The sequence below is a fragment of the Paraburkholderia sp. RL17-381-BIF-C genome (genome assembly GCF_046026435.1).
Taxonomy (GTDB): domain Bacteria; phylum Pseudomonadota; class Gammaproteobacteria; order Burkholderiales; family Burkholderiaceae; genus Paraburkholderia.
Genome location: NZ_JARESX010000026.1, coordinates 14,397 through 28,740, shown reverse-complemented (window position 1 = coordinate 28,740; position 14,344 = coordinate 14,397). Strand labels below are relative to the sequence as shown.

Genomic DNA, 14,344 nt, shown 5'->3' with positions numbered 1-14,344 from the left:
CGACCATTGCGTGCATTCGCCGCGTGCCGATTGTGCATTCCGATCGTGACACGCGGTGAATGCCTGAATCAGTTGAAATCGCTTTCGAGGAACGGCGCGCGCTTGACGGCCTGATCGAGCGTAACCAGCGTCTCGAGCAGATCGGCCATGCGATGAAGCGGCACCGCGTTCGGACCGTCCGATTTGGCTTCGGCCGGATTCGGGTGAGTCTCCATGAAGAGTCCCGACACGCCCACCGCCACCGCGGCACGCGCCAGCACCGGCACGAACTCACGCTGGCCACCCGAGCTCGTGCCCTGCCCGCCCGGCAACTGCACCGAGTGAGTGGCGTCGAACACGACCGGCGCGTTGGTTTCGCGCATGATCGCGAGCGAGCGCATGTCCGACACGAGGTTGTTATAGCCAAACGACACGCCGCGCTCACACGCCATGAAACGGTCTTCCGACAGACCCGCTTCACGCGCCGCATCACGCGCCTTGTCGATCACGTTCTTCATGTCGTGCGGTGCGAGAAACTGGCCCTTCTTGATGTTGACCGGTTTGCCCGAACGCGCGCAAGCGTGGATGAAGTCCGTTTGACGGCACAGGAAAGCCGGCGTTTGCAGCACGTCGACCACCGAGGCGACCTGCTCGATCTCGTGCTCGGCGTGAACATCGGTCAGCACGGGCAGACCGAGTTGACGCTTCACTTCGGACAGGATGCGCAAACCTTCGTCCATGCCCAGACCGCGGAACGACTTGCCGCTGCTGCGGTTGGCCTTGTCGTACGACGATTTGTAGATGAACGGAATATTCAGCTTCGCGCAGATTTCCTTCAGCCGGCCGGCTGTGTCGATCGTCATCTGTTCGGATTCGACGACACAGGTGCCTGCGATCAGGAAAAACGGCTTGTCGAGCCCGATTTCGAAATCGCCCAGTTTCATGCTTTCTCCCCGACTGCGCTCGCCGTGCTCGCTTCGTGATGCGCGAGCGCCGCTTCGACGAACGACTTGAACAGCGGATGGCCGTCACGCGGCGTGGACGTGAATTCCGGGTGGAACTGCACGCCGACGAACCACGGGTGCATGCTGCGCGGCAGTTCCATCATTTCCGGCAGATCTTCACTCGGGGTACGGGCGCTGATGATAAGGCCGCCCGCTTCGAGTTGGGGCACGAAGCGGTTATTGACTTCATAACGGTGGCGATGGCGCTCGTTCACGTCCTTGCCATAGATCTCTTCCGCCATCGTGCCGGGTTTGATCGGGCAGCGTTGCGAACCGAGGCGCATCGTGCCGCCCAGATCCGACTCTTCCGTGCGCTTCTCGACGCGGCCTTCGCGGTCGTACCATTCGGTGATCAGCGCGACCACGCGGTTCGGCGTTTCCTGATCGAACTCGGTGCTGTTCGCGTCTTTCAGACCCACCACGTCGCGGGCGAATTCGATCACGGCGAGCTGCATGCCGAGGCAGATGCCGAGATACGGCACCTTCGCTTCACGCGCATAACGGATCGCGGCGATCTTGCCTTCGGTGCCGCGACGGCCGAAGCCGCCCGGCACGAGGACCGCGTCCAGATGCTTGAGGCTTTCGACGCCTTGCGTCTCGATTTCTTCCGAGTCGATGTATTCGATGTTGACCTTGGTCGACGTATGCATCGACGCATGGCGCAGCGCTTCGATCAGCGACTTGTACGACTCGGTCAGATCGACATACTTGCCGACCATGCCGATCGTGACTTCATTCTTCGGATGCTGCAGCTTCTCGACCAGATCGGACCACATGGACAGATCGGCCGGCTTCGGCGTGAGCTTGAGCTCTTCGCAGATGATCGCGTCGAGGCCCTGATCGTGCAGCATCTGCGGAATCTTGTAGATGCTGTCCGCGTCCCACACGGAGATCACGGCGTCTTCCGGCACGTTCGAGAACATGGAGATCTTCGCGCGCTCGTCGTCCGGAATGCGGCGGTCGGCACGGCACAGCAGCACGTGCGGTGAGATACCGATTTCGCGCAGCTTCTGCACGCTGTGCTGCGTGGGCTTGGTCTTCAGTTCGCCGGCCGTGGCGACCCAGGGCACCAGCGTGAGGTGCACGAAGCACGCGCTGTTGCGGCCCATGCGCAGGCTCATCTGACGCGCGGCCTCGAGGAACGGCAGCGATTCGATATCGCCCACGGTGCCGCCCACTTCGACGATGGCGACGTCCGGCTCACCGCACGTTGCGGAAGCCGCACCGCGTTCGATAAACGCCTGGATTTCGTTCGTGATGTGCGGGATGACCTGCACCGTCTTGCCGAGATAATCGCCGCGGCGTTCCTTGCGGATCACCGATTCGTAAATCTGGCCCGTGGTGAAGTTATTGGCCTTGCGCATCTTCGTGCTGATGAAGCGCTCATAGTGGCCGAGGTCGAGGTCGGTCTCCGCTCCGTCTTCCGTCACGAACACTTCGCCGTGTTGAAACGGGCTCATCGTGCCGGGGTCGACATTGATGTAGGGATCGAGCTTGAGGAGGGTGACTTTAAGACCGCGCGATTCGAGGATCGCGGCGAGGGAAGCGGCGGCAATACCCTTGCCGAGGGAAGATACTACGCCGCCGGTGACGAAAACATATTTGGTCATCGCTGGATGCTCGCGGGAAAAACGGATTATACCGTAAAGCAGGGTCTCAACCCAGCAAAATCCGAGCGATGTCTGCGCGCGCATATGCCACCGCGGCGGCCGTCGCCGCAGGTCGATCACGCACCGTTTTTTGCGGCGCAGGCGCGGCGGCCATGCGCCGCACTCAACGCGGCGTCAGGCGCGCCGCTCCAGTTCATGCAACATGCGTTGCACCGCGCGCGCGGTTTCGAGCGGTTTTTCCATCGGGTACAGATGACTGCCCTCGATCCATTCCACATGACCGCCGGTCGCGCGGCGGGTTGCCGCGAGACCGGCCTGGCGAATTTCCTTCGAACGCGTGCCGGCGATGAAACCCACCGGCACCGGTGCGCCCCGGGCGAGCCGCGAGCCGAGCGTATGCGGCAAGGTTCTATAGATCTGATACTCGGTGCGGCGATCGAACGCCAGCGAACGCGAGCCGTCCGGCGAAGTTTGCGGAATCCCGAAGTCGATGTAGTCGGAGAGCATGCGCTCATCCCAGCGCGCGAATGCCGGCTTCGAATGGAAATGCCGCCACGCTTCGTCGCGGCTCGCCCACTGGGTGCGGCGCGTACGGGTGGCGGCCGCGGGCGAGAGACGCTCGTCGAGCCCGGTCCATTGCGACACCCGCAGCATGCTGCTGCGCCAGCCGGCGATCACCGGCGAATCGAGCATCACGACCCCTCTCACCCACTGCGGCTTTTTCAGCGCGGCCATCAGCGACAGATAGCCGCCGAGCGAATGCCCCACCAGCCACACCGGGTGTTCGTACGTTCTGCCGATGTCGTCGAGCAACTGCTCGACCAGATGCGGCCAGTCCTGCGTCACCGGAAAGCGCGCGTCGTGACCGATCCGCTCGATGGAGCGCAGTTCGTAGTCGTCGGCGAGTTCGGCGAAGATCGTCCGGTAGGTCGACGCCGGAAAGCCGTTCGCGTGCGAGAAGTGGATGATGTTTTTCAACTGCGGCTATCTCCGTTCTGTTTTTTGCGTGCGGGGCTTCCGTGCGCGCTTGCGCGCAGGCGCTTTGCCCAGCAGCGCGCTTCTTGTGCGGTCCTGCTGCGTTTCGTCCATCCATGCCGGCCGGCATTTCGCCGACAAGCTTGCTAGCGGTCCATCCAGTAGCGGCGCTGCGTGTCGCGATAACGCTCGAGCGTCAGCCCGGCACTTTCGCTCGTGGCGCGAGGATTCGACCCGGCGCCCGGGTTCACCTCGACCCGCACCGCACCGTCCGTATCGCTGCGGCCAAGTTCGATCTGTCGTGCCTTGTAGCGCTCGAACACACCCGCACTCGGATGATGAAAACGGTTGCGATAGCCTACCTGAAATAGCGCAACGAGCGGGTCGATAGAGTCGAGGAACGGCTCGGTCGACGAGGTCTTGCTGCCGTGATGCGGCACGACCAGCACCTGAGCCTGCAATGCGCCGCGATCACGCGCGAGCAGAACACGTTCCACGGGCGCCTCGATATCCGCCGTGAGCAAGGCGGTCATGACCGGCGGCGTTGTTTGAACGGGTTGAACGCCCGCGGTCGGCTGACCGGTGGCGGGCGGCAACGTGCTGACCCGCAGCACGCAGCAATGCGCGTTCGGCTTGCCTTGCAGCGGACCGGCGTCGGGCCAGAGCATCGTGAACTCGACGCCATCCCACTGCCAGCGCTGCCCCGCCGCGCAGGGCAGCGTGTCGGCGCCGTGCCGGCGCGCGTTCGACCACAGCGCATTCGACGGCGCCAACGCCGCCACCATTTGATGCACCTCGATCGCGTCGAGAACAGCGGGCGCGCCGCCCGAATGATCCGAATCGGCGTGGCTGACGATCAGCGTATCGAGCGCGTTCACACCATGCGCCTGCAAGAACGGCACGACCACCCGCTCGCCCGCGTGAGTCGATTCCGGTCCCGGACCCGTATCGAACAGCAACGTGTGACGCGCCGTTTCCACCAGCACGGACGTACCTTGACCGACGTCCAGCGCCGTGAGGCGGAAGCTGCCGTGCGGTGGCCCGGACGGCGCCGGCATGACGAGCGGCAGCCACGTCAGCGGTGCGGCCCAGCGCAACGGCCAGCCGCGCGGCGCCAGACACCAGAGCACGCCGAGCGCGGCGGCGGCCAGCGTCCACGCATCCGGTTGCGGCAGGCGCCAGAGCGCCCAGGCGGGACCCGACAGCCGCTGCAAGCCCGCGGCCAGGCACTCCAGCAAAGCATGCGCGACATGCCACGCGTAAGCGTCGAGCGGTGCAGGCAACGCGACGCCCGCCAGTACCGACGGCGTCACCAGCAGGCTCACCCACGGAATCGCGAATGCATTCGCGAGCGGACCGATCAGCGGAATCTGCGCGAACCAGTAAACGGTGAGCGGCGCGAGCGCGACCGTCACGGCGAACTGCACCTGCGCCGCACTGCGCAGTCTTTCGCCTGCACCGCGCACGCGGCGCGGCAATCCGGCACGCAGCCTCGATAGCCAGGACGGTGCCTCACCGTTCACGTTCGCATCGTCGTGGTGCTGTTCGTGGTCCTGCACTTGCGGGCGTCCCGACATGGCGAACAGGATCGCCGCGACCGCGCAGAAGGACAACCAGAATCCCGCCGACACGACCGCCCAGGGATCGATCAGCACCACGAGCCCCAATGCCCAGGCAAGCACCGCGGACCGCGCCACATTGCGCCCGCTGACAAACGCGAGCGCGACCACAGCCGCCATCCATAGCGCGCGCTGCGCCGGCACATTGAAGCCGGCCAACGCGGCGTGCAGCGCGGCGAACAGCGCACCGCCCGTCATCGCGACGACTTGTGCTGGCAGCCGCAAGGGCCAGTCGCGGCCGATCCAACCGGAGCGCCGCCACAGCGCTCCCGCGAGCCAGCCCGCGAGGCCCGCGACGAAGCCAATGTGCAGTCCCGAAATCGCCACGAGATGACTCGTCCCCGTGCCGCGCATCAGCAGCCAGTCCGCGGCGCTGACTTCGTCCTGCGCGCCGATGGCGAGCGCCACGACGATCCCGCGGTGTGGCGCATCCCCGAGTACCGCGCCGATCCGCGCGCGCAGCGCCGCACGCCAGCGGTCCACCGTCACGCCGATCCCGCGTGCGTGGCCACGCAATCGCACCGCGCGAGCCGGCGCGCTCACGTAGCCGGTGGCGCGCACGTTGCGGGCAAGCAGATTGGCTTCGGCATCCCGCACGCCGAAGTTGGCGTTGCCATGCGGACGTTTGAGCCGGACGGTCAACTGCCAGCGTGCGCCGGGTTCGAGGATCGGCGGCGGCGCATCTTCGGCAATCCACGATAGCTGGATCACGCGCGGGAAATTGGCAATAGGCGCGTCGGCCGATTCGACGTCGAATAGAAAACGCGCGCCGTTTTCGTCGCGTGACGGCAAGCCTTTTATAGTGCCGACGACTTCGATATCGCGGCCTTCCCATGCAGTCGGCAAGCTCACCGCGAGGCGCATCTCCGCGCGCACGGCGGCGTAGCCGAAGCCCGCGCACAACGCGGCGCACCACAGGGCGCCCCAACCGGCGACTGAACGCAAGCGCGGGGTGAAGCGGACGCGAGTTATGAGTGAAGCGAGCTTCGCGGCGCGAGCGTACGCGCCAAACGTAGGCGCGGCGGTTGGCGGCGGCGACGACGCCGACGCAGGAGCTAAACACTCCTTCGCGCCAGCAGCCAAACGGGCTGCAGCACCCACCGCCCGATGCTCCTCCACCAACCCCTCAGCCCCGCCCACCCCCCACACCGCCACGACAACCGCAGCGCACGCGACCATCACCAGCCCGCACATCGCCACCCAATCCGGCAGCGCCGCCTGCCGCTGCAGCCAGACCACCCCCAACGCAAACCCGCACCACCATGCCCGCATCCGCCCTCCGCCAGCAGAGCCGGACGACACAACGCCTACGCGCGGGCGTCAACGAACCCGCCGGGCGTGGGTGTCGCCCGGCGCGAACCACTCAGACCATCGAGTTCAATTATGCAGAGGAAAGTGCGAGCCGCGGCAGCGCGGCGAGCGCGTTAGCCGTTGTGCCTAGGGCGGCTTCATCGGCTGTCATGCCGCGCAGTTCCGCGAGGCCCGCGCCGATCGCCGGAATCTGCTCCGGCGAGTTGCGCTGCTTGTAGATCCAGGCCGGAGCGATGTCCGGCGCATCGGTCTCGACGACCAGTGCGTCGAACGGCAACTGTTCGGCGAGGCGGCGGATTTGCCGCGCCCGCTCGAACGTCAGATTGCCGCCGAAACCGAGATGCATGCCCTGGTCGATATACGCCTGAGCCTGCTGAAAACTGCCGTTGAACGCATGCGCAATGCCGCGATGAATCTGATGCCGCCGCAGCCCCTTGATCACCTGATCCTGCGATTTGCGCACATGGCAGATCACCGGCAGGTCGAATTCACGGGCGAGTTGCAACTGAGCGTTGTAGAAGAACTGCTGGCGCGCGTCGTCGAGACCGTCGACGAAATAATCCAGCCCGATCTCACCTATACCGACAAACAGCGGATCGTCGAGACTCGCCTCGATTTCCATGCGCAACAGATCAAGATCGCTCTCTTGCGCCGACGGCGTGAACAACGGATGGATGCCGAGCGCATACGCGCCGCCGGCGACCCGGTGCGCCAGTTCGCGCACCGTGGCGAAGTTCTCACGGCCGATCGCCGGAATCACGATCCGCCCCACGCCCGCGCGCTGCGCCGCCGCCGCGACTTGCGCGCGGTCGGCGTCGAATTCCGATGCATCGAGATGACAGTGCGTATCGATCCACATGGCGTGCCTCGCTAACGGCTCAGCCCAGGCTTTCGGTGTCCGGCAATCAGACCGGCACCACCGGCTCTTCGTGCAGCACGCCGTCGCGCAGCCGCATGATGCGGTCGCAACGTCCCGCCAGTTCTGGATCGTGCGTGACGATCACGAAGCTCGTTTCGAGCGTTTGCGACAGTTCGAGCATCAGGTTGAACACGGTGTCGGCGGTGCCGCCGTCGAGATTGCCGGTCGGTTCGTCGGCCAGCACGCAGGCGGGCTTCGTCACCAACGCGCGCGCAATCGCGACACGCTGACGCTCGCCGCCCGACAACTCGCCCGGACGATGCTTCGCGCGATGCCCCATGCCGACGCGCTCCAGCACCGCGAGCGCTTCGCGGCGCGACGCTTCGGTAGACATGCGGCGGATTCGCAGCGGCATCGCGACGTTATCGAGCGCGGAAAACTCGGGCAGCAGGTGGTGGAACTGATACACGAATCCCAGCGCGCGGTTACGCAGGTCGTTGCGCTCGCGCTCGGAGAGCCTGGTGAACGGTTTGCCCATGACGGAGACATGCCCGGCGCTCGGGTCGTCGAGGCCGCCGAGCACATGCAGCAGCGTGCTCTTGCCGGACCCCGACGCGCCGACGATCGCCAGCTTCTCGCCGCGCCGCACGTTCAGTTCCGCGTTGTTGAGCACCGTCACGTTCAGACCGCCCTGCACGAACGACTTGGAAATGCCGGTCGCTTCCAGCACATAGGGATGCAGCACGGTATCTGAAGAAGCCATGGATAGAGTAGCGGAACGGTCATTCATAGCGCAGTGCCTCCGCGGGACGGACTTTCGCACCACGCCAGCTCGGGTACAAGGTTGCCAGCGCCGACATCACGAAGGCGATGATGCCGATCCGCGCGACGTCGGCCGGAATCAGTTCGGACGGCAATTCGCTGATGAAATACACCGACGGCGGCAGGAACTGCACGCCGAGCATGTGCTCGATCATGGGCACGAGCCACGGAATGCTCCACGCGATCAGGCAACCGAGCGCGACGCCGGTGGCCGTGCCGATAAAACCGATCGTTACGCCCTGCACCACGAAGATCTTCATGATCGAGCCGGGCTGCGCGCCGAGCGTGCGCAGAATCGCGATGTCGGCCTGCTTGTTGGTCACCGTCATGACGAGCGACGAGACCAGATTGAACGCCGCCACCGCGATGATCAGCGTGAGGATGATGAACATCATGCGTTTTTCGATCTGCACCGCCGAGAACCAGGTCTTGTTCTGCTGCGTCCAGTCGCGAATGTACAGATCACCGGACAGCGTGCGCGCGAGCTGATGCGCGACTTCTGGCGCGCGCTGCATGTCGGTCAGGCGCAACCGCACGCCGGTCGGCGCGGGCAGCCGGAACAGCGCCTGCGCGTCCTTGATGTTGATCAGCGCGAGCGTGCTGTCGTATTCGTAATGTCCCGACTCGAAGATGCCGACCACCGTGAACTGCTTGAGCCGTGGCAGCATGCCGGCGGGCGTGATCGTGCCTTCCGGCGCGACTAGTGTGATCTTGTCGTTGACCGTGACGCCGAGACTGGTGGCGAGATCGGCGCCGAGCACGATGCCGAAATCGCCCGGCACCAGCGCGTTCAGACTGCCGCCTTTCATTTCCTTGCCGATATCGGACACCTGCGGCTCGAGCGACGGCTCGACGCCGCGCAGCGCCACCCCGCTCACCGCGTCCTGACGCGTGAGCAGCGCCTGCGCTTCGACATACGGCGCCGCGCCGATCACTTCCTTGTTCTGGCGGGCTTCCTGGGCGGTCAACTGCCAGTTGGGCATCGACCCGGTCGGCGAGAAAATTTCCACGTGCGCGAGCACCGACAGCATCCGGTCGCGCACCTCTTTCTGAAAACCGTTCATCACGGACAACACGACGATCAGCGCCGCGACGCCGAGCGCGATGCCCGACATCGAGACGAGCGCGATGAAGGAAATGAAGCCGTTACCGGTCGTGCGTTTGCCGGCGCGGGTGTAGCGCCAGCCAATCTGCCATTCGTAGGGAAATTTCAAGCGAATCCTTTTCTGCGTTTCTTCGGCTTTGTGCCGCGCACGAAGGCGTGAAGCGCCTGCCGTGCGGCCCGAGCGTCGTGATTATTGGTGTCGTTGCGCAGCGGATGGTTCCGGCATGACGCGCCATGCCCATAGCAATGGGCGCGCCACCCCGATCCGCGGCGGTCTGGAAGACGCCCGCCGCCGCTGGCACCGCCACTGCCACCACCAATCAAGCGCGAAGTTTGCCATACAATGCCGCCGACTCGCGCAAAGGCAGTCTGGAGCGGAGCGCAGGCGCAATGGCCGGCCCCGAAACGCACGCCCATTCCACCTACCGCAGGTTGTAACGCCCGCGCAGCTCATTGATGATGCCCGCGGCGGCGCTGTTGGCGACCCCGGCCACGTCGGCGTCCTTGCGGTCGCGGTGCAGATGGCTGATGTCCCAGTTGCAGCCGGTCTCGTCGTCCACGGTTTCGTGGAAACCGGTTGGAATCCAGGCGGCCGTGGCCGGGTTGGCATCGAGCGCCTTGACGACCAGCGCCAGCAGTTCCTGTTCGGTTTTGAGTTCACGCGACATGACGGTCTCCATCGTCCTCTGCGCGGTGCCGCCGCGCGCGGCTGTTGCTCCACGCTTCAGGGCCGGGTCTGACCAGGCCAGGCTGATACGGCGGCGAACGCATGGCCCGCCGCCGCGGCTTCAGCAAGCGGGAGCTGATGGACGGAATACTCGCACTCTTTGCCCTACAATGCGCAGCATCATGCTCGCCAACCGCCTCCATCTTCTCCTGCCCTTCGCGCTGCCCGCCGCAGCGGACGCCGCAACCGCCCTTCACGATATCCGCAGTCCCGCCCTCGACCGGCTGATTTCACGCGCGACGCTGGTGGAGCGCGTGATCGGCGAAGACTTTCAGCGCACGCTGCCGCACGAGCGCTGGGTCGCGCGCCAGTTCGGCGCGCTGCCGAGCGGCGCGGCCGCCGCCGACGAAGCGCCGCTCGCGCCCTACATGCTGCGCGCCGACGGCGGTGAACCCGGCAACGCGACATGGGCCTGCGTGCAGCCGGTGCATGTGCGCATCGCGCACGACCATCTGGTGCTCATCGATCCGGCCTCGCTCGATCTGTCCGATGCGGAAGCCGGCGCCCTGCTGGCGGTCGCGCGGCCGCTGATCGAGGAACTCGGCGTGCGTATCGAAGCGCCGCGGCCCGCGCGCTGGTATCTGTCGGGCGAAGGGTTCGGCACGTTGGCCGGCGCGTCGCCGTTGCGCGCGAGCGGGCGCAACATCGAAATCTGGCTGCCGCACGAGGCGCATTCCGGCGAGCGTTCGCGCGCCTGGATGAAGCTGCAGAACGAAGTGCAAATGGCATGGTTCGAACATCCGGTCAATGAAGCGCGCGAAGCGCGCGGCCTGCCGGCCGTCAACTCGATCTGGTTTCACGCGCAAGGCGCGGCGCAACCGGTGCGCAGCCCGTTTGCACGGGTGTTCTCCGACGCCGCCGCCACACGTGGCCTCGCGATGACCGCGGGCGTCGCGGCGGCTGCGCCGCCGGCGTCGTTTGCGGCGCTGCGGGCGGCGGGCGCGACGCGCGGCGCTGCGGATAACGCGCTGCGTGGCACGTCGGGCGGCGCGCCCGCGCTCAACGCCAACGCCAACTCGAATGCAAACACGGACACGAGCGGTTCCACGCTGGTCGAACTCGATCCGTTCTCCGCGCCCTACATCGAGCAGGATTGGGCGCGCTGGAACGACGCCTTCGCCGCCTTGCAAACAGACTGGTTCGAACCGGCGCTCGCCGCGCTGCAATCCGGCGAGTTCGGCGAACTTGGCCTGACCCTGTGCGGCGACACCGGCTCGGTCACGCTCTCCGTTACGCGCGGCGATCTGCGCAAATTCTGGCGGCGGCGCGTGCTCGCCTCGCTCTTCATCGAATAAATGATCGAATGACCCAACGAATGATCCACGGCCTTTCCGAATGACTCGAATCGTTACGCGCACCTGCTCTCCCGTCGACGCTGAAATTCTCACCCGCCACGGCCTGCATCCGGTGCTCGCGCGCCTCTACGCGGCGCGCGGTGTGTGCATGCCCGACGAGATCGAAACGGGCCTCGCGCGGCTCGTGCCGCCGGTCGCGCTCAAAGGCTGCGAAGACGCCGCCGCCCTGCTCGCCGACGCGATCCAGAACCAGCGTCGCATGCTGGTGGTCGCCGACTACGACTGCGACGGCGCTACCGCCTGCGCGGTCGCCGTGCGCGGCCTGCGCATGTTCGGCGGCCGGATCGACTACCTGGTGCCGAACCGTTTCGAATACGGCTACGGCCTGACGCCGGAGATCGTCGAGCTGGCGGCGCGCAATCCGTCGGGCAAACCGGAACTGCTGATCACGGTGGATAACGGCATCGCCAGCGTGGACGGCGTGGAAGCGGCGAACGCGCTCGGCATCGACGTGCTGGTCACGGATCACCACCTGCCCGGCGACGAACTGCCGCCCGCCCGCGCGATCGTCAATCCGAACCAGCCGGGCTGCACGTTTCCGAGCAAGTGCATTGCGGGCGTCGGCGTGATGTTTTATGTGCTGCTCGCGTTGCGCGCGGAATTGCGCCGCCGTGGCGCGTTCAACGATAACTTCCCCGAACCGCGCCTCGACGGTCTGCTCGATCTGGTCGCGCTCGGCACGGTCGCGGACGTGGTCAAGCTCGACGGCAATAACCGCGTGCTGGTCGCGCAAGGGTTGCAACGCATCCGCAAAGGCAAGATGCAGCCGGGCATCGCCGCGCTGTTTCGCGCCGCCGCGCGCGACGCCCGCAGCGCGTCGGGGTTCGACCTCGGCTTCGCGCTCGGGCCGCGCCTGAATGCGGCGGGCCGCCTGTCGGACATGTCGCTCGGAATCGAATGCCTGACGACCGACGACATCGGCCGCGCCTGGGACCTTGCGCAGCAACTCGACACGATGAACCGCGAGCGCCGCGAAATCGAAGCCGGCATGCAGCAACAGGCGCTCGACGACCTCTCGGCGATCGACCCGGACGGCAGGACCACCATCACGCTCTTCAATCCCGACTGGCACCAGGGCGTGATCGGCATCGTCGCAGGACGGCTGAAGGAGAAATTCCACCGGCCCTCGTTCACTTTCGCGCTCGCCGACGACAGCGGCCAGACCGTCAAAGGCTCGGGCCGCTCCATTGCGGGCTTCCATCTGCGCGACGCGCTCGACCTGATCTCGAAGCGCGAGCCGGGCCTGATCGTGAAGTTCGGCGGCCACGCGATGGCCGCGGGCCTTACGCTCGCTGCCGCCGACGTGCCGCGCTTCACCGCCGCGTTCGAAGCGGTCGGCCGCGAATGGCTGTCCGAAGAGGCGCTCTCGCGCACGGTGGAAACCGACGGCGAGCTCGAAGACGCGTATTTCACGCCGCAGTTCGTCGAAATGCTCGACGCGGCCGTGTGGGGTCAAGGCTTTCCGGCGCCGGTGTTTTCGAGCGAATTCGATATCGCGTCGCAGGCGCTGGTGAAGGACAAGCACCTGAAACTGCAACTCGTGCGCGGCCGCCAGCGCTTCAACGCGATCTGGTTCAACCACACGGACACCCTGCCCGCCCGCACCACGGTCGCCTACCGTCTCGCGAGCGATACGTGGAACGGCGTATCGCGCGTGCAGTTGATCGTCGAGCACGCGGCGAGTTGAAGCTCGCGCAGCGCGCCGGTGTCCGGTGTCCTGAAAAGGTCGAAAATCTCCACAAAATCAACCCCAAACACGCGCCGGATCGCTCAACAGCCTCCGGCGCGGCGCGCCGATCGGCTATAATTTCGTCTTTTTACGAAGCTATAAAAGATCGACATGGAAGCGGAACGTCTCAACGCGATCGAAGCCTCACTGGCGGACCTGCGCACTCGCGCGGACTCGCTACGGGGGTATCTTTGACTACGACGACAAAGCACTGCGTCTAATCGAAGTCAACCGGGAACTCGAAGACCCGGACGTCTGGAACGACTCGAAGCACGCCCAGGCCCTCGGCCGGGAAAAGAAGCTGCTCGACGACACGGTCGGCAAACTCACGTCGCTCGATAACGACCTGCGCGACGCGCAGGACCTGTTCGACATGGCCCGCGAAGAAGACGACGAGGAAACCCTCCTCGCCTGCGAAGCCGACGCGCAAGGCATCGAACAGCGCGTGGCCGACATGGAATTCCGCCGCATGTTCGCGAACCCGGCCGATCCGAACAACGCGTTCCTGGACATCCAGGCCGGCGCCGGCGGCACCGAGGCGTGCGACTGGGCGTCCATGCTGCTGCGCCAGTATCTGCGCTACTGCGAGCGCAAGGGCTTCAAGACCGAAGTGCTGGAACAGACCGACGGCGATGTCGCGGGCATCAAGAACGCCACGATCAAGATCGAAGGCGAATACGCGTACGGCTTTCTGCGCACCGAAACCGGCGTGCACCGCCTCGTGCGCAAGTCGCCGTTCGACTCGTCGGGCGGCCGTCACACGTCGTTCTCCTCGGTGTTCGTGTACCCGGAAATCGACGACTCGATCGAAGTGGACATCAATCCGGCCGATCTGCGGATCGACACGTACCGCGCGTCCGGCGCGGGCGGTCAGCACATCAACAAGACCGACTCCGCGGTGCGTATTACGCACATGCCGTCGGGCATCGTCGTGCAGTGCCAGAACGACCGTTCGCAGCACCGCAACCGTGCCGAAGCCATGGCCATGCTGAAATCGCGCCTGTACGAAGCGGAAATCCGCAAGCGTCAGGAAGAGCAGGACAAGCTCGAAGCCGGCAAGACCGACGTGGGCTGGGGTCATCAGATCCGCTCGTACGTGCTGGACAACAGCCGTATCAAGGATCTGCGCACCAACGTCGAAATCAGCAACACGAAGAGTGTGCTCGACGGCGACCTCGATCCGTTCATCAGCGCCAGCCTGAAACAGGGCGTCTAAGCGCAAACGGCGCGGCCTGAAAAAGCCGCGCCG

At 65.5% G+C, this 14,344-nt stretch carries 11 protein-coding genes; 3 read left to right on the top strand and 8 right to left on the bottom strand.

Annotated elements, in window-relative coordinates:
• Positions 1–68: 68 nt before the first annotated feature.
• The 8 genes from kdsA to P0D70_RS17680 form a co-directional block, all read right to left on the bottom strand.
• Entirely contained in the window at positions 69–923 is an 855-nt protein-coding gene (gene kdsA / locus P0D70_RS17715; RefSeq protein WP_091792904.1) for a 3-deoxy-8-phosphooctulonate synthase, read from the bottom strand.
• The gene (pyrG, locus tag P0D70_RS17710; RefSeq protein ID WP_408185442.1) at positions 920–2,593 is read right to left on the bottom strand and encodes a CTP synthase; all 1,674 of its coding nucleotides are present in this window, start codon (positions 2,591–2,593) and stop codon (positions 920–922) included. The genes kdsA and pyrG overlap by 4 nt, the downstream gene beginning before the upstream one ends.
• 174 nt (positions 2,594–2,767) lie before the next feature.
• Positions 2,768–3,571: an alpha/beta fold hydrolase gene (locus tag P0D70_RS17705; RefSeq protein WP_091792902.1), complete on the bottom strand. Its 804-nt coding sequence runs from the start codon at positions 3,569–3,571 to the stop codon at positions 2,768–2,770.
• Positions 3,572–3,714: 143 nt separating this feature from the next.
• Positions 3,715–6,459 carry a DNA internalization-related competence protein ComEC/Rec2 gene (locus P0D70_RS17700; protein WP_408185441.1) on the bottom strand — a complete coding sequence of 915 codons (2,745 nt, stop codon included), beginning with the start codon at positions 6,457–6,459 and terminating at the stop codon, positions 3,715–3,717.
• 109 nt (positions 6,460–6,568) lie between these two features.
• Positions 6,569–7,357, bottom strand: a complete 789-nt coding sequence (locus tag P0D70_RS17695) for a TatD family hydrolase (protein WP_091792900.1) — start codon at positions 7,355–7,357, stop codon at positions 6,569–6,571.
• 46 nt (positions 7,358–7,403) lie between these two features.
• Positions 7,404–8,147, bottom strand: a complete 744-nt coding sequence (gene lolD / locus P0D70_RS17690) for a lipoprotein-releasing ABC transporter ATP-binding protein LolD (RefSeq protein WP_091792899.1) — start codon at positions 8,145–8,147, stop codon at positions 7,404–7,406.
• A complete protein-coding gene (locus P0D70_RS17685; protein ID WP_408185440.1) occupies positions 8,140–9,393 on the bottom strand; it encodes a lipoprotein-releasing ABC transporter permease subunit in 1,254 nt (417 codons plus the stop codon). Before P0D70_RS17685 ends, lolD begins: the two co-directional genes overlap by 8 nt.
• Positions 9,394–9,706: 313 nt before the next feature.
• A complete protein-coding gene (locus P0D70_RS17680) occupies positions 9,707–9,952 on the bottom strand; it encodes a hypothetical protein (RefSeq protein WP_408185439.1) in 246 nt (81 codons plus the stop codon).
• 169 nt (positions 9,953–10,121) lie between these two features.
• On the opposite strand from P0D70_RS17680, the gene P0D70_RS17675 reads away from it, so the two are divergent.
• From P0D70_RS17675 to prfB, 3 genes are all read left to right on the top strand, one after another.
• Positions 10,122–11,306 (top strand): regulator, encoded by a 1,185-nt coding sequence (locus tag P0D70_RS17675; protein WP_408185438.1) that lies wholly within the window; start codon positions 10,122–10,124, stop codon positions 11,304–11,306.
• A gap of 40 nt (positions 11,307–11,346) precedes the next feature.
• On the top strand, positions 11,347–13,053 hold the full coding sequence (recJ, locus tag P0D70_RS17670; protein WP_408185437.1) for a single-stranded-DNA-specific exonuclease RecJ: 1,707 nt from the start codon (positions 11,347–11,349) through the stop codon (positions 13,051–13,053).
• Positions 13,054–13,206: 153 nt separating this feature from the next.
• Positions 13,207–14,311 (top strand): peptide chain release factor 2 gene (gene prfB / locus P0D70_RS17665; RefSeq protein WP_143048276.1). Its coding sequence is split into 2 segments (ribosomal slippage): positions 13,207–13,287 and positions 13,289–14,311, totalling 1,104 coding nucleotides; the frame shifts between segments, so codons are not numbered across the junction.
• Positions 14,312–14,344: the final 33 nt, after the last annotated feature.

Coding starts and splice junctions, on each gene's coding strand:
- kdsA (WP_091792904.1), bottom strand. CDS start 923: ATGAAACTGGGCGATTTCGAAATCGGGCTCGACAAGCCGTTTTTCCTG.
- pyrG (WP_408185442.1), bottom strand. CDS start 2,593: ATGACCAAATATGTTTTCGTCACCGGCGGCGTAGTATCTTCCCTCGGC.
- P0D70_RS17700 (WP_408185441.1), bottom strand. CDS start 6,459: ATGCGGGCATGGTGGTGCGGGTTTGCGTTGGGGGTGGTCTGGCTGCAG.
- P0D70_RS17695 (WP_091792900.1), bottom strand. CDS start 7,357: ATGTGGATCGATACGCACTGTCATCTCGATGCATCGGAATTCGACGCC.
- lolD (WP_091792899.1), bottom strand. CDS start 8,147: ATGAATGACCGTTCCGCTACTCTATCCATGGCTTCTTCAGATACCGTG.
- P0D70_RS17680 (WP_408185439.1), bottom strand. CDS start 9,952: ATGTCGCGTGAACTCAAAACCGAACAGGAACTGCTGGCGCTGGTCGTC.
- P0D70_RS17675 (WP_408185438.1), top strand. CDS start 10,122: ATGCGCAGCATCATGCTCGCCAACCGCCTCCATCTTCTCCTGCCCTTC.
- recJ (WP_408185437.1), top strand. CDS start 11,347: ATGACTCGAATCGTTACGCGCACCTGCTCTCCCGTCGACGCTGAAATT.